The organism is Alicyclobacillus shizuokensis NBRC 103103 (assembly GCF_001552255.1).
Classification (GTDB): Bacteria; Bacillota; Bacilli; order Alicyclobacillales; family Alicyclobacillaceae; genus Alicyclobacillus_G; species Alicyclobacillus_G shizuokensis.
In genome coordinates, this window is record NZ_BCQV01000058.1 from 1 (window position 1) to 15177 (window position 15177).

At 61.9% G+C, this 15177-nt stretch carries 15 protein-coding genes; 3 read left to right on the forward strand and 12 right to left on the reverse strand.

Going from position 1 to position 15177, the window contains the following annotated elements:
- From fadH to ASH01S_RS18635, 6 genes are all read right to left on the reverse strand, one after another.
- The coding region (gene fadH / locus ASH01S_RS16015) for a 2,4-dienoyl-CoA reductase (protein WP_067929451.1) at positions 1 to 787 on the reverse strand (787 nt) is incomplete at its 3' end.
- Between the two features lie 86 nt (positions 788 to 873).
- Entirely contained in the window at positions 874 to 1212 is a 339-nt protein-coding gene (locus ASH01S_RS16020; protein ID WP_306302875.1) for a cytochrome o ubiquinol oxidase subunit IV, read from the reverse strand.
- Positions 1212 to 1850 (reverse strand): cytochrome (ubi)quinol oxidase subunit III, encoded by a 639-nt coding sequence (locus ASH01S_RS16025; RefSeq protein WP_083517276.1) that lies wholly within the window; start codon positions 1848 to 1850, stop codon positions 1212 to 1214. Before ASH01S_RS16025 ends, ASH01S_RS16020 begins: the two co-directional genes overlap by 1 nt.
- A gap of 2 nt (positions 1851 to 1852) precedes the next feature.
- A complete protein-coding gene (qoxB, locus tag ASH01S_RS16030; RefSeq protein WP_067929452.1) occupies positions 1853 to 3817 on the reverse strand; it encodes a cytochrome aa3 quinol oxidase subunit I in 1965 nt (654 codons plus the stop codon).
- 13 nt (positions 3818 to 3830) lie between these two features.
- Complete coding sequence (locus tag ASH01S_RS16035) at positions 3831 to 4718, reverse strand: ubiquinol oxidase subunit II (protein ID WP_083517277.1); 888 nt, start codon at positions 4716 to 4718, stop codon at positions 3831 to 3833.
- 51 nt (positions 4719 to 4769) lie between these two features.
- On the reverse strand, positions 4770 to 4946 hold the full coding sequence (locus ASH01S_RS18635) for a hypothetical protein (protein ID WP_157067188.1): 177 nt from the start codon (positions 4944 to 4946) through the stop codon (positions 4770 to 4772).
- Between the two features lie 189 nt (positions 4947 to 5135).
- On the opposite strand from ASH01S_RS18635, the gene ASH01S_RS16040 reads away from it, so the two are divergent.
- Both ASH01S_RS16040 and ASH01S_RS16045 read left to right on the forward strand, forming a co-directional pair.
- The gene (locus ASH01S_RS16040; protein WP_157067189.1) at positions 5136 to 5822 is read left to right on the forward strand and encodes a 3'-5' exonuclease; all 687 of its coding nucleotides are present in this window, start codon (positions 5136 to 5138) and stop codon (positions 5820 to 5822) included.
- 122 nt (positions 5823 to 5944) lie between these two features.
- Positions 5945 to 7072 (forward strand): rod shape-determining protein, encoded by a 1128-nt coding sequence (locus ASH01S_RS16045; RefSeq protein WP_067929454.1) that lies wholly within the window; start codon positions 5945 to 5947, stop codon positions 7070 to 7072.
- 111 nt (positions 7073 to 7183) lie between these two features.
- On the opposite strand, the gene ASH01S_RS16050 is transcribed toward ASH01S_RS16045, so the two are convergent.
- The 6 genes from ASH01S_RS16050 to ASH01S_RS16075 all read right to left on the reverse strand — a co-directional run bounded on the left by ASH01S_RS16050 (position 7184) and on the right by ASH01S_RS16075 (position 14506).
- Positions 7184 to 8005, reverse strand: a complete 822-nt coding sequence (locus ASH01S_RS16050) for a DUF2935 domain-containing protein (RefSeq protein WP_067929455.1) — start codon at positions 8003 to 8005, stop codon at positions 7184 to 7186.
- 134 nt (positions 8006 to 8139) lie between these two features.
- Positions 8140 to 8502 (reverse strand): SPW repeat protein, encoded by a 363-nt coding sequence (locus tag ASH01S_RS16055; RefSeq protein WP_067929456.1) that lies wholly within the window; start codon positions 8500 to 8502, stop codon positions 8140 to 8142.
- Between the two features lie 101 nt (positions 8503 to 8603).
- Complete coding sequence (locus ASH01S_RS16060) at positions 8604 to 10241, reverse strand: L-lactate permease (RefSeq protein WP_067929457.1); 1638 nt, start codon at positions 10239 to 10241, stop codon at positions 8604 to 8606.
- Positions 10242 to 10344: 103 nt separating this feature from the next.
- On the reverse strand, positions 10345 to 11781 hold the full coding sequence (locus tag ASH01S_RS16065) for an FAD-linked oxidase C-terminal domain-containing protein (RefSeq protein WP_373278591.1): 1437 nt from the start codon (positions 11779 to 11781) through the stop codon (positions 10345 to 10347).
- The gene (locus ASH01S_RS16070; RefSeq protein ID WP_083517279.1) at positions 11778 to 13151 is read right to left on the reverse strand and encodes a (Fe-S)-binding protein; all 1374 of its coding nucleotides are present in this window, start codon (positions 13149 to 13151) and stop codon (positions 11778 to 11780) included. The genes ASH01S_RS16065 and ASH01S_RS16070 overlap by 4 nt, the downstream gene beginning before the upstream one ends.
- Positions 13148 to 14506 carry an FAD-binding oxidoreductase gene (locus ASH01S_RS16075; RefSeq protein ID WP_067929459.1) on the reverse strand — a complete coding sequence of 453 codons (1359 nt, stop codon included), beginning with the start codon at positions 14504 to 14506 and terminating at the stop codon, positions 13148 to 13150. Before ASH01S_RS16075 ends, ASH01S_RS16070 begins: the two co-directional genes overlap by 4 nt.
- Before the next feature lie 216 nt (positions 14507 to 14722).
- On the opposite strand from ASH01S_RS16075, the gene ASH01S_RS16080 reads away from it, so the two are divergent.
- The coding region (locus ASH01S_RS16080; RefSeq protein ID WP_169794263.1) for an MFS transporter at positions 14723 to 15177 on the forward strand (455 nt) is incomplete at its 3' end.

The following is a 15177-nucleotide window of genomic DNA, read 5'->3' on the forward strand; positions in this document are numbered from 1 at the left end:
AACGGATCTGAAACAGGTCATGGTTGAGCCAACGAGCTCCGTCCACGGTCAGGCACTCGCCGCTGATGTAGGCGGCTTCGGGAGACATTAGAAACGCGGCGGCCGCGGCGATTTCTTCCGGCTGACCGAGGCGTCCGAGCGGGACGCTAGCGGCCATGCGCACTTTGTCTTCCTCACTGGGGAACAGGTGCGCCTCTCCCCCCGTGTCGCGGATGGGACCAGGGGCGATGGCGTTGACGCGGATATGGTACCGGCCCCATTCCACGGCAAGCGTACGCGTCATCGCCAGGACCCCCGCCTTGGCGCTGGCGGAGTGCACCACCCCCGGCCCGGCGCCCCAGGCGTAGGTGGCGACGATATTGGTGATGGTTCCTGACTGCGCCTGTTCAATCCAGCGTTTGCCGACCGCTTGCGAGCAGTAGAAGGTGCCGTCCAGGACAATCCCGAGCACGGCTCGCCAGCCGTTGTGCGTCAGCTGTTCTGCGGGACAGATGAAGTTTCCGGCGGCGTTGTTGACCAGGTGGTCCACCCGGCCAAACCGCGCTAACGCCAATCGGACCATGCGTTCGACATCGTCCGGATTGCGTACGTCCATCGGAACGGCCAGCGCCTCGCCGCCCTGCGACTCGATTTCATCCACCACCGGCTGCAGGTGTTCCATGCGCCGGCTCGCGACGACCAAGCGCGCCCCTGCTCCGGCCAGCCGACGCGCGATGGCGCGGCCGATGCCGGTGCCACCCCCGGTGACGATGACCGTTTGCCCGGAAAACACGTCTTCTCTCCCCATCGTCTGTCCCCCCAACTCACCCTACCGGGCGGTCGTTTGGCGTTCTCCTATTGGTTATACCACAGGCGACCGCGGATGGGGCAGCGTCAGTAGGCCTCCGCTCCAAACGTCATGATCCAGATGGATCCGGCGACGATGGTGAAGACAAAGATGAACCCGAGCGTCAACATCCACAGGTGCCAGCGGGGACCGCCGCCCTCCAGGATGTGCATGAAGAAGAACAGTTGCACCAGTATTTGCAGGACAGCCAGCACCATGATCGTAACGAACAGCCCGGACGGGGCCATGGCGTGCGCCAGGACCAGCCTCAGCGCAATCAGCGTCAGGACGATGGAGATCACGAAGCCGACGATGTGCATCCACGGCCACTTTCCGTCCTCCGCGCGGCCTTTGTGTCCGGGGACCTTTTCTTCCATCATGGACATCAGCCCATCACCCCTGTCAAATAGACGACCGTGAAGATGAACACCCACACCACGTCGAGAAAGTGCCAGTACAGGCCGACCACAAACACCTTGCGGGCGGTGACCTCGGTGATGCCCAGGCGCAGCACCTGAATGAGTATCGCAATCATCCAGCAGATGCCCAGCGAGACGTGGCAGCCGTGCGTGCCCACCAGTGTGTAGAACGCGGACAAAAAGGCGCTGGTGCTCATTCCATAGCCCTTCATGGAGTTGGTGGCAAACTCATCGACCTCGAAACCGATGAAGAGCAGGCCCAGGATGAGCGTCACCACCAGCCATCCCGCCACCCATCCCCGTTGGCCCCGCCGCATCGACCACGTGGCCAGGCCACAGGTGAAACTGCTGGTGAGCAGGAACAGGGTCTCCGCCGTAAATCCCGTGACGTCGAAGATCTGGCGGGCAGACGGTCCGTTCGCGATGTGGGTGTGCAATACCGCATAGGTCGCGAACAGGCTGGCGAACAGGATTAAGTCGGACGCCAGGAAAATCCAAAAACCGAAGATCCACAGGTTGGGATCCGGATGGTCCGCATGCTCCACGTGCTCTCCTCCCACGTGCGACGGCGGATGGTTGGAGAGCGCTTCTTGTGTGACCGACATGGTTACGACCTCCCGTAGGAAGCTTCCGTCTTCTTGATTTCGTCCACCGGAATGTAGTAGTCGGTGTCGTAGTCAAACGACCGCAGCAACAGGCAGGCCGCGACCGCGGAGAAACCGATGACGGTAAGGATGTACCAATGGAACACCAGCCCGAACCCGGCGACGAAGAACGACAGCGAGAGGATAAACGGCCGACCCGAGTTTTTCGGCATGTGAATGGGCCGAATCTCGTCCTCGCCAGGCGGCAGGACGCCCTGCTTGCGCTCCTTCTTCATTGTCCACCAGGCGTCGCGGCTGGTCACCACCGGAATCCGGGCAAAGTTGTAATGGGGCGCAGGTGACGGAACCGACCACTCCAGCGTGCGCCCGTTCCAGGGATCGCCCGTCGTGTCGCGTTCCCCGTAGAAGATGCTGTACACAATCCCGGCCGCGATGAACAAAAAGCCAAGCCCCATCATGAAGGCGCCGATGGTGGAAATCAGGTTCAGTGTGGACCAGCCCATGCCGGTCGGGTAGGTGTAGATGCGTCGCGTCATGCCCATGAACCCAAGCAGGTACTGCGGAATGAAGCACACGTAAAACCCGATGTTGAACCACCAGAAGCCCCAATTCGCGTATCGCTCTTCGAGCACGAAACCGAACATTTTCGGCCACCAGTAGTACATGCCGGCGAGCATCCCGAAGACGACGCCGCCAATCAACGTCTGGTGGAAGTGGGCAATCAGGAAGTAGCTGTTGTGGTACTGATAGTCCGCGGGCGCGACGGAGAGCATCACGCCCGTGGCGCCGCCCACGGCAAAGTTGGGAATGAACCCGAGCGCCCATTTCATCGGCACGGTGACGCGAACGCGTCCGTTATACATGGTCGCTAACCAGTTGAAAATCTTGACGCCCGTGGGGATGGCGATAATCATCGTCGACAGGGCGAAAAAGCTGTTGACTCCGGGGCCCGCGCCCATCGTGAAGAAGTGGTGCACCCAGGTGAAGTAGCTGATGACCGCAATCGCCATGAGGGAAGCGACCATCGAGGCGTAACCGAAGATGCGCTTGCCCGAGAACGTCGCCACCACCTCCGAGAAGATGCCGAAGGCGGGCAAGATCACGATGTACACCTCGGGGTGCCCCCAAATCCAGAACATGTTGATGTACATCATCGGATTGCCGCCGCCGAGCATGGTGAAAAAGTGCGCCCCGGCAATCCGGTCGATGAGCAGCAGCGCCAGCGCCACTGTCAGCACCGGGAAGACGAAGATGATGAGAATCGACGTGGCGAGAATCGCCCAGCAGAACAGGGGCATCCGCATCAAGGTCATACCCGGCGCTCGCATCTTCAGGATGGTGACGAAGAAGTTGATGCCGGTGGCGATGGAGCCGATGCCGCTGATCTGCAGCGCCAACAGGTAGTAGTTTTCTCCGGGACCTAGGTTGAAGTCCGATTCCGCCAAGGGCGGGTAGCTGGTCCAACCGGCGTCTGGAGATCCGCCGATGACAAACGACAGATTGAACAACATGGCGCCAAAAAAGAACATCCAAAAGCTGATGGCGTTCAGGTACGGGAACGCCACGTCGCGCGCGCCAATCATCAGCGGGACGGCGATGTTCATCATCGCGAAGATGAACGGCATCGCCATGAACAAAATCATGATGGTCCCGTGGGTGGTGAAGATTTGGTTGTAGTGCTCCGCCTCCAGGAACCGCGTGTTCGGGAACGCCAGCTGCATGCGCATCAACAGCGCGTCCACGCCGCCCCGGAACAGCATCAGCAGGGCTGCAATCATGTACATGATCCCGATTTTCTTGTGGTCCACAGTGGTCAGCCACTCCCGCCACAACCAGCCCCACTTCCGGTAGTATGTCAGGACCGCGACGATGGCGATGCTGACCACCACAATCGAGACATCGGCTCCATAGATGAGCGGATCTCCCGTGACCAGAAAATGGCTCACGTTCAGGGTGTCGTCTGGCACATCCTGACCCTCCCTACGCTTTGTTGTCGAGCACTGAGATGTCGTGTTTCATATACATGCCGCCCTCGCGCATGATGGTCTCCTGGAACAGTCCGGGCGGGAACGACGAGAACGACATCCGTCCCACCACACTTTGTTTGACCAGCTGGGTGTAGCCGCTGCGCGTCAGGGCCGGTGCGGTTTGGCGCACCTTGGCGGCCCATTGTGAAAACTCAGGGTCCGACGTGGCTATCACGTCAAACTTCATGTGGGCGTATCCGCGCCCGGTGAAGTTGGCGCCGGAGCCGAAATAGGTGCCCGGTTTATCCGCCTCAAGCCACAGGCGCATGGCCATTCCCGGCATGGTGTACTCCTGGCCGCCCAATTGCGGCACCCAGAACGAGTTCATGGGCGCGTCGGCGGTCAGCACAAACTGAATCGGCCGCCCCGTCGGAATGTAGCAGTAGTTGACGGTGGCAATCTTCTGGTCTGGGTATTCGAACAGCCACTTCCAGTCCAGGGACGTGACGTGGATGGTCAGTGGTTTTCCGGTCGGCTCCGGCGGCCGCGTGAGCCGAAACGTGTCGTGTACGGTGTTGACGGCGAGGATGCCAATGATGATAATCGGAATCCCCCACCAGATGATCTCCAGGGTCCTGTTCTCCGACCACTCCGGCCGGTAGGGCGCTCGGTTGTTTGGCCGATCCCGAAAGCGGTGCACGATGTACCACAAGATCAGCATGACGGGAACGACCACGATGCCGATGAGCACCATGCTCAGGATGATCAGGTGCATCTCGATCCTTCCGACTGGTCCGGCTGGATTGAACACCAGGAACTGCTCGCGCGTGCAGCCGGACAACAGCAGGCAGGCGGCACCTACCGGCAGCATGCGAAGCCAACGCGCGGCTTTGTACTTCATCGGCGCATCCGTCTCCTTTCTGCCCTTCTAGCGTGTGAAAATTATGGTCATCTATCCAAAATGGTGTGCGTGGGTCAGGTTCCCCATCCAGGCCGCCAGCGTGGCGTGTTCGTGAATGATGTAATCGTCGTACCACCACAAGATGGCGCCGAGCGCGAAAAATAAAACGATGATAATCCCCAGCACCCAATACAGCTTGGCCAGGCCCTTGTTGGCGTCCTGCTTCATGATCTCCCTCCTCGTTCGCTTTGTTGACGATGGCACCCATATCATGAGTAAAAAACCACCAATTTACCCATTCCAATCTGACCCCAGGTAGGTGTTTTCCACGCATGTTCAAGACATGTTCAAGGAACGGCAAAAGTTTTTCCGCCCGGGCTCACAGGGAACTCCGCTGTGCTAGAATCGAAGAAAAGGGTGAGGACGCGCACAATCAGGGGGGAGGGAGCGGTCATACAACTCATCATTCACGACGTGGAAGCGATTGTCCGCCGCGGACACATGTACAACGCGGAGATCATCGAGATTGCCGCGCTGCGCGCCGTGCCTGACGAAGACGGAAAATGGAAGGATGCCGGTCATTTTCACGCTTATGTACGCCCGCAGGACGTCACTTCCATTCCGGTCGTCACCACCCGCTTCACCGGCATCACCGAGGCGGACATGGCGGGTGCCAAGCGGTTTCCCGAGGTGCTGCAATCGTTTCTGGAGTGGATTGGCGAGGACGAGTATTATCTGTGTTCGTGGTCCCTGTCGGACCGGGATTATTTCATCGCGGACTGCCGGCGGCACGGTCTGTCACTGGACTGGATTCGCAACTACAACGACATCCAGAAGTGGTTCGGGCGCAAGCTGCACCTGAGCCAGCGCAGCAGCCTGCAGAACGCCCTGGAGCTCTTGCAGCTGGCGCCGGAGGGTCAGGCCCACAACGCGCTGGCAGATACCGTCAACACCTTTCGCGTTTTCAACGCCATCTATAACCATGACGATCCGGTCTTTCGCCTGGAACAAAACGACTGCTCGGGCCGCCTGAAGACCGAGGTGGTCTACGAGGAGGAATTCCGCAACAACCCGTTCACCAAGTTGCAAGGGTTGTTCGAATAGACTGCGGGATAGGCGCCGATATGGCGTCTTTTTCCAATTCGCGACCCCCGAGCATGCGCCTTCGCGTCCGAATACTATGGGACGAATTCCGTCGGAATTTGACTCAGCGAGGAGCGAAGCGCATGAACTTGGCGATAGACGTAGGCAGCTGTGGGTTTCGCGCCGGGGTGCAGACCCGTCCGGACGTTCTCAACGAACCTTCGGTGGTCGCGTACGGACAGGCGCCCGGGCCGTTGGTGGGGCAGCGGGCGGAGCAGATGATTGGCCGCCACCCGGGGCACATCCGCATCGCGTTTCCCGTGGAAGGAAGCATCGTACGTGATTTTGAGGCGCTTGTCGACGTGTTCAAATACATGATTGCGACGCTGCTGCCGGGCCGCTTCCGGAAACGGTTTGACGTGGTGTTGGCGCACCCGAGCCACCAGTCGCAGGTGGACAGGAAGGCCTTCGACGAGGCGGCGAAGGCGGCCGGGGCCCGCCGGGTGCGATTCGTCGAAGCTGTCTTGGCGGCGGCGCGCGGGGCCGGACTGCCCATTGATCAGCCGGTCGGGTCCCTGATTGTCGATTTGGGCGGGGGTGCGACCCAGGTGGCGCTGATATCCTTGGGCGGCGTGGTCGAGCGGCGCACCCTGAATTTTGGCGGACGGGCGATTGACCAGGAACTGGTGGACAGGGTGCAGCGTCGGTACGCCTTTGCCATCGGATTGGCTACCGCGGAGAGGCTCAAACGCATGGCCTGTCAGCACGTCGGCCAAGCGAAGGCAGACGCGGCCGCCGTGAGCGCGCACGCCGCAGGCGCCGGAACGGGCGGGGACACGGGTGCTGACGGCGCTCCCGACGCTGGTGCGGCGGCCCGTCCGGACGCTGCGCATGTGGCGGAGCAGGTGAGCGAGGTGGCCGCCGCAGACCTGCATCGCGGGGAAGACACTGCCGGGCCGGCCACGTTCACGGTACGCGGGCGAAATCTGGCTACCGGTCTGCCCGACTCGCTGGCCGTACCGATGACCTTTGTGCAAGAGAGCCTGGAGCAGTACGCGGATCAGGTCCTGGGGCTGGTTCGCGAAACGATGGAGGCGTGTCCGCCCGAACTAGTCGGGGATGTGATGGACCGGGGCATCGTCCTGGTGGGCGGCGGGGCCCAAATGGCCAGCGTCCTGGAGACGCTGCGGCGGCGCATCGACGTTCCGGTGACGGCTGATCCAGAGCCGCAAACATGCGTCATCCGCGGACTGCTGGCAACCGGGAGCTGACTCTCGGTTGGGCAGGAGGGACCGATATGGCAGGGAACGAGGGCGCAGGCGATACCGGGCGGCCAGCCGAGAGCGAATGAACCCGCTGCGGGCGAAAGCAGGCGGCGTGGCTTAGCGGGGCGGCTGTTCGACGCGGGGCCGGGTCGGATCACAGGCGGGATGGGGGATGTCGCTGACCTCGGACAGTTTGATCAGGTAGTAGCACTCTTCCCGGAACATGTGGTCCGGCATGAGCGGGCTTAGGGCTCCCAGCACTTCGTCGGTCAACTCCCATCCCCGCAATTCCTGCAGGAACGCCTGAAACATCCGCATCTCCCAATCGACTTGGCGGTTGAAACGGGCCAGTGCCGGAAAATGGTCCAGGTGGGTGCGCAGGTATCCGGCCAGCTCGATGGCTTTCAAATAGAGGGCTTGGAAGTCGTGCGTGAAGCGGTCGCTCTTGCGCTTGAGGTCGAACTCGCTGAAGTCCACGGTCTGGGCCAGGGTGGCCGAATGGCCGTAGGCATCCTGCAGCCACAACTGGTGATGGTGCAAAGGGTTCATAAGGGGCGTTTGCTGACCTTCCAACCAGCAGCCGATGATACGCAAGTACTCTTCATTCTCGTTGACCATATGGTTGAGAAAGGACGGCGACAGGGACATCTCCACTTCGCTCGCCAGATGGCGGCGCAGCAGGTGCAGCTTGAATTCGCGCAAGCGCTTGGCGACCTTGTAGGCGTGCGTATGCAGCCTTGTCAGGGCGGAATCATGGAGGTTTTGGCGGGCCCGCGCCAGCAGGCTGTCAAACACCTCGATGAAGCGCTGCGCGCGTCGGATCTCCGTGACTTCCGTCGGAGCCAGGGACGTATGGATGAAACGAGCGTGATCGCCCAAGACCTGCAGCCAAAAGCGATGCTCAAAGAGAGCGTCGTCGTGAGGCGATGAGGGTTTCATGGGGCTTCTCCCTCCGTATGGGCGCAGAGAAAAACCGTGCACCCCGGTTGGTGTCGCGTTGATAGCATATGCGCGGCACAGGTTGGGGTGCGTTACAGGGTGATGTTGAAAGAAGAGATGGCTTTGGCATAAAATCACGTTCCCGAGCGGCCTCTCTCGCTGGGGTGCCAACCGGTGTGTTCCATGAGATTCCAAATGGCCAAGGCTATCGTCAGCAGGGCCGGACCCGTCGTTCCCCAGTATTGAGCGACCTCGTAGGTGCCGAGGAAGGGTTCGACGAGAAACCACATGCCGGTCAACAACACGACCCAGTGTTGCCACATCCGCCAGCTGGGCGCCCGCGGCACCGCGGCCGCCCAAGCCGACACGACCAGCTGCAGCAGTCCGAAGACCACGCTGGTCCAAACCAAATGTGGGGAGCGAGGAACGCCGAGCGCCCAGGGCGCCACCACAAACCAGGCGCCCATCGCGGCCGCAATCCAACTTTTCCAGTTCAATGCAGAGGCCTCCGTTCGCACAGCGTCATTTCCAATTTCCCCGTGCGAACACTGGATTATACCTCCGTTGAGCCCCGCTTCGCGTGGGCAAACTTGCCCGTCTAGCGTGGAACGGCGCCGGAAAAGACGTACGCGTAGAGTGTGCTGATGACGGCCACCAGGACGACCAGGGCGATGCTGTGTTTGAGCGTGAACCGGTAGAGGTCGCCCTCCCTTCCCACGAGGCCGGTGGCCGACGTGCCGACCGCAATCGACTGCGGAGAGATCATTTTGCCCATGACACCGCCGGCCGAGTTGGCGCCCATTGTCAGGTAGGGACTGAGGCCCAACTGCAACGCGGTCAGCTTTTGCAGGTTGCCAAAGAGGAGGTCCGAGGAGGTGTCACTGCCGGTCAGGAACACACCAAGCCACCCCAGGAACGGGGCGAAGAACGGAAACAGCGCGCCCGTGGCGGCCAGCGCCATGGCAATGGTGGCCGCCATGCCGGAGTAGTTGAACAGGTAGCCGAATCCCACCACGAAAGCAATCGTCAACAGCGGATAGATGAGGCTGGCAAACGTTTCGGCCAGCGTACGGAACCAATCTCTCCACGCCTGCCTCAGAATGAATTTTGTGACGATGGCGGTAAAAAGAATGGAGGTGCCAGTGGCCGCCAGGCTGTCGAATTTCCACTGGGCGGCGACGGGGGTGACCTGATTCACGATGGGAGCCGCCTCTGCGACCTTCAGGTGCAAATCCGGCCAATTGACGAGCACGGTGGCTGCCGCGAGGAGGTCCTTGACGGACGGCAGCGCCCACAGCACGATGAACAGGCTGAGCACGAGAAACGGCGACCAAGCCCTCAGCACCTGCCCGGCGCTGGGCCCACTTGACGACGTTTCGGACGACCTTTGCGGCGCTGTTTCGTCTGGGAACCTCCACACCGTTTTCGGCCGCCAGAAGCGCAGCAGGACAACCAGGCAGACTATCGACACGATGGCTGCCGCGATGTCGGGCAGCTCGGGACCGACGAAGTTGGAGATAAGAAATTGTGTGGCCGCAAAGGACAGGCCGCACGTCAGCGCGGCCGGGAACACTTCGCGCATACCGCGCCAACCGGCCATCACTATCATCAGCCAGAACGGGACGATGAGCGACGCGAACGGCAAGATGCGGCCGACCATCTGGCTGATCAGCAGGGGATCGGAGGATGTGGCGGTAGCCATGGCGGTGATGGGGATGCCGACCGCGCCAAAGGCGACCGGAGCGGTGTTGGCCAATAGGCAAATTCCGGCCGCGTACATCGGGTTGAAACCGAGTCCGGCGAGCATGGCGGCGGCCACGGCCACCGGCGTTCCAAATCCAGCCGTGCCTTCGAGAAAGGCGCCGAACGAAAACGCAATCAACAGTGCCTGGATACGTCGGTCTTGACTGAGTCCGGAGATGGAGCTACGAATGATGTCAAAGTGGCCGGTATTGACCGTGATGCGGTACAAGAACACGGCGCTGAACACAATCCAGCCGATGGGCCAGAGCCCCGTGAACATGCCGTAGACGGAGGCGGAAACCGCCTTGTCGACGGGAAACCGGAAGATGACCCAGGCGTCCAGAATGGCGAGGATGACGGTGGTGAAAGCCGCCAAGTGGGCGCGCATCCGGAGTCCCACCAGCGCGACGAAAAAGTAGAGGATGGGAATCACGGCAATCAGGGCAGACCAGCCCACACTTCCGGCAATCGGGGTGTAAACCTGGGTGAACATGCGTGTTTCCTCCCGGACGGGCGCTGGGACCCGTCGTTTTTTCGCCCCTGCTGTCTGATATGCCGGTCAATCAATGGTCACTAGCCACTGTATGCAAACGGATTCACACCGTATGCGAGGCCAGAGCGGCCGCCGCCTGTTTGACTTCCACGCACCGCGCGGGGCGTGGAATCAGCTTCCCGGGGTTGCACAGGTCGTGCGGGTTGAACACCTCCCGCAGTCTGGTCTGCAGGTGCAGCTCCGCGTCGGTAAACAGATATTCCATTTCGCGGATCTTCTCGACTCCCACCCCGTGTTCGCCGGTGATGCTGCCGCCGACATCCACGCACAGCTCCAGGATGCGCCGGCCCAGTTCGGTCGCCTGCTCGGTTTGCCCGGGGATGCGCGCGTCATAGCAGATGAGTGGGTGCAGGTTTCCGTCCCCAGCGTGGAATACATTGGCGACGCGCAGATCCGCTTCCCGGCTGTACCGGGCGATGGTTTTCAGCACCTCGGTCAGCCGCGTGCGCGGGATGACTCCGTCCTGCACCATGTAATCGGGAGATATGCGGCCGATGGCGGGAAACGCCATCTTTCGGCTGCTCCACCACAGGGACCGTTCCGCCTCATCCTTTGCCACACGCACCGTGCGCACCCGGTGCCGACGGCAGACCTCCACCACCCGCTCCGCCAGCTCATCCACACCCGCCGCCAGTCCGTCCACCTCAATCAGCAGCACCGCCTCGATGTCGGGCGGGTAGCCTACGTGATACCGGCTTTTGTCGACAGCCTGCATGGCCAACTGATCCATCATCTCGCAGGCCGCCGGGATGATGCCGTCCGCGATGATACCGGAGACGGTTTCGGACGCGTCCTCCACCCGCTCGAACCAGGCCATCACCGTCTTCACCTCCTGCGGCCGCTTGAGGATGCGTACCGTGATCTCGGTCACGATGCCCAGGGTCCCTTCCGATCCCACCAGGAGCCCCAACAGGTCGAGCCCGAGCGGGTCCCCGTACGCATCGCCCAGTTGCACCAACCCCCCATCGGGCAGCACCAGCTTGGCGGCGACCACGTGGTTGGTGGTCACGCCGTACTTCAAGCAGTGCGATCCGCCCGCGTTCTCGCCCACATTGCCGCCGATGGTGCAGACCGATTGGCTCGATGGGTCGGGCGCGTAGTAGAACCCCTGTGGGGCCACCTGCCGGGTCAGGTCGAGGTTGACAAAGCCCGGCTGGACGGTGGCCCGTTGGTTGGCGAAGTCCACGTGCAGCAATTTGTCCATCCGGGCCAAGCTGATGACCACCTCCTGGTGCATCGGCGTGGCGCCGCCGCTCAGACCGGTTCCCGCTCCGCGCGGGAGAAACGGCACGCCTGCCCGGGCGAGGCAGCGGACGACCTGCGCGACCTGGTCGGTGTCTGCCGGCAGCACCACGGCGGCCGGACGCCCCGTCTGGGCGACGTACGCGTCGCACTCGTAGGCCGCCAGTTGCTTGGAGTCGTGGATGACACCGCCCGGCCCGACAATCTCCGTAAGCTTTCGTATCAGGGATGAATTCAGCACTCGATGACCTCCTTGCGGTATGATTCATCCAGCAGTTGCACGGTGTGCAGGACATCGATGCCGGCCTGACGGCGGTGCACCCCCAGCCGGATTTGCAGCATGCACCCCGGGTTGCCCATGACCACCGCATCCGCCGCTTCGGGGATGTCGTCCAGCTTGCGTTCCAAGAGACGGTTGGCCATGTCTGGGTGCGTCAGGTTGTAGATCCCGGCGCTGCCGCAGCAGCGCTCCGAGTCGGGCAGCGGTACCAGTTTGAGCCCAGGGATGGAGGCGAGCAGTTGGCGCGGTTGGCTGCGGATGCCTTGAGCGTGGCAGAGGTGGCAGGCGTCATGGTAGGTGACCGTACGTTCGATGCGGCCGCGCGGCGGTTGAAATCCGACCTCCACGAGCACCTCTGAAATGTCGCGCACCCGCCGCGCGAAGGCCTGCGCCTTGGCGTAAAGGTCAGGCTGGCCGGTGAACAGTTCCGGGTACTCTTTGAGTGCCGCTCCGCAGCCAGCCGCGTTGACGACCACGTAGTCGGCCCCCGCGGCCAAAAACGCGTCGATGTTTTGTCGCGCCAAGGCCCGCGCCTGTTCACGATCGCCCGCGTGGACGTGCAGGGCGCCGCAGCACACCTGCGTTTTCGGCACTACCACCGTGAGCCCGTTGCGGGTCAGAACGCGGGCCGTCGCCTGGTTGATGTCGGAGAAAAACAGATCCATCACGCAGCCCGTGAACAGGGCCCCAGTGACGGGCGCGGCGGCCCGGGAGCCCGATCCGGCTGTCGGGATGCGTTCCGGCAGTTTCAGCAGCGCGGGCGGATCGGACAGCTCGGGCAAAACCGCTTCCATTTCGCGGATGTGCGGGGGCAGGACATGGAGCAGGCGCAGGCCGTGGGCCACTGCCCGCAGTCCGGACTTCTGGTACAGACGCAACATCCTTCCCAACGCACGCAGACGCCTGGGATGAGCAAACACGCCGCGCAAAAACAGCCTTGTCAGCGGGCTTGCCACTCCCTCCTCCTCGGCCTTGTGGTGGAACTGGCCCCGCGCCTTTTCAATCAGGGCGCCTACCTCCACACCCGACGGGCAGACGCTCTCGCAGGCTCGGCAGTCGAGGCAGCTGAACACAGGATTCTGCAAGCCCTCGTCGAGGGCGAGCAGACCCTGGGCCGCCTGTTTGATCAAGTACACGCGTCCGCGCGGCGACAGGTTTTCATCCGAGGTTTCCTGGTAGGTGGGACACACTTCGAGACAAAATCCGCAGTGCACACAGGCCGAGTAGCGGTCTCTGTCCGGTGGTTCTGGATAAGCAAAAGCGCCGGTCTTGGGGGCGTCAGCCTGCATGGGGGTTTCCCGCGCCGGCTGAGAGAGTGTCCCACTCATGAGGTCATCCCTCCCGCGAAGGTGTCTGGAAAGTGCGGTCCGTCACTGCCAAAGGCCCGTTGCACGGCCGCCTGCAGTCTGCGCTCCGCCGTACCGAGACGAGGACTGTCGTACATCGGGACCACGCTGCGGACGGCCTTGGGCGCAGTCTCAAGCAGGCTGGCTGCTCCGCGCCGGCGGGCGCGGGTACGCAATTCCTGGAGCAGCTCCACCTGTTCGTCCACCCTCCTGGCCCACAGTCCGATGCGGCCGACGCCAGCGGGGAGGCTGGCGGTCACGGCCGCTGCCATGTGTCGCTCATGGGCCAACTGCGTCCACTCGTTGAGGATGGACATAATGTCGGTGGGCGGCGCCTGGACGCGCAGCACGCTCCCGGGGTGCTGCCAGGTCTCGGCGTGGCGCGCCCAGAACCGTTCCACCTCCTGGCCGCGGAGAACCTCGGCGTGCACGCCCAGGTCGGCTGCCAGGAGCAGCACCTGCTCCGTCTGGTAGGCGGCCGCCTGCTGGTTCTCGTGGCAATCTATCGCCAGCAGCCACTCCGCCGCAGGTTCATCCGTGCCTGGTCGACTCGAGATGAACGCGTGCATCAATGCGGCATCGTTGGTCGCCTCCATGGCGCTCGGCAAAAGCGGTGAGTCCATGACGCGCGCCCGCACCCAGTCCACCTGCGCAGTCCTGCCTACCAACAGGCACAGCTCACGGTGCAGAGGAAGCGGTTTCAGCTTGAACGTGCACTCCGTGAGAAAGCCGAGACTGCCCCGGCTTCCGACCACGAGTTTGGTCACGTCGTAGCCAGCGACGTTTTTGACCACTTTGCCGCCCGTTCGCACCATTCGTCCGTCCGCGAGGATGATGCGGGTGCCAATGAGCAAGTCGCGGAATGTCCCGTACAAAACGCGGTGGGGACCGGACAAGCCGGCACTGACGGCTCCCCCGACCGTGGCGGCCGGGGTGCAGGGGGCGTCCATGGGCAGCATCTGGTTGTGTTCGGCCAGAACGTGTCGCAGCTTGGACAGGGGCATACCCGCCTGGACGGTGACGACCATGTCCGCCGGCGAGTACTCGACCACTTGATTGAGGCCTGTGCTCTCGATGACGACGTCGACAGGCTGCAGAACCGGTCCTGCGTCCAAATGCGTGCCCGCCCCGCTGGGCAGCACGGACCAACCGTGATCAGCGGCAAGGCGCAAGACGCGCGCGGCGGCTGCCGGATGGCGAGGGGTGGCCACCACAATCGGAGTGGCCTGGTGGCTCAGGCGTTTGGCCAAATGGGTATCTGTCCGCACCTGGGCTTCACCGATGGCACCGGCCAGAGCTGCCGCGATGGCGGCGTACGTCGGCTCATCGGATGACATGCTTCCGCCTCCCTACCCAGAATCAAGGACGTTTTTTCTATACGTAGATTGCTGAGTTCTGATATGCAGAACAATGTTCTGTCATGTTGGCCTGCAACAACAAGTGATTTGTATTGATGACTTATGAGTATGTTAACATCGAATAGTCAAACAATCCACCTGAAGTTTTGGTTCGCCCGTCGGCGCCCTTGGGATCACAGTGGAGAAATCAAACCGTTGGCGGGTGTTTTGGCGGATCGATTCAGCCGAAAGTGGATTATGGTCGTCACCGATCTCTTGCGAGCGGGCATTTTAGCTTCTCTCATCCTGACTCTGCCTATCCAGTCGTTTCTGTTGACATTCTTTCTCATTTTCCTCCTTGGTTCTCTGGGAGCATTCTATGCTCCAGCCAAGAGTGCTTCCATTCCTGCACTGGTTGGTGACGACCGAGTCGCTGATGCGATGGGAATCTCGCAGTCCGCGACCGCCGTAACGCAGGTCATTGGTATGGCATCCGGTGGCTTATGCGTTGGGCTGTTCGGTGCACAAACGTCGTTTTTCATCGATCTCCTCACGTTTTTGCTTTCTGCAGGCTTGACCCTCTTTCTGCCACGTCTGCGTCCGCTCCTTCGTCCGTCGTCGGAGGACCGCCGACTCGGTTTTTTCTCTGGTTTTTCTGCAATTCGTGAGGT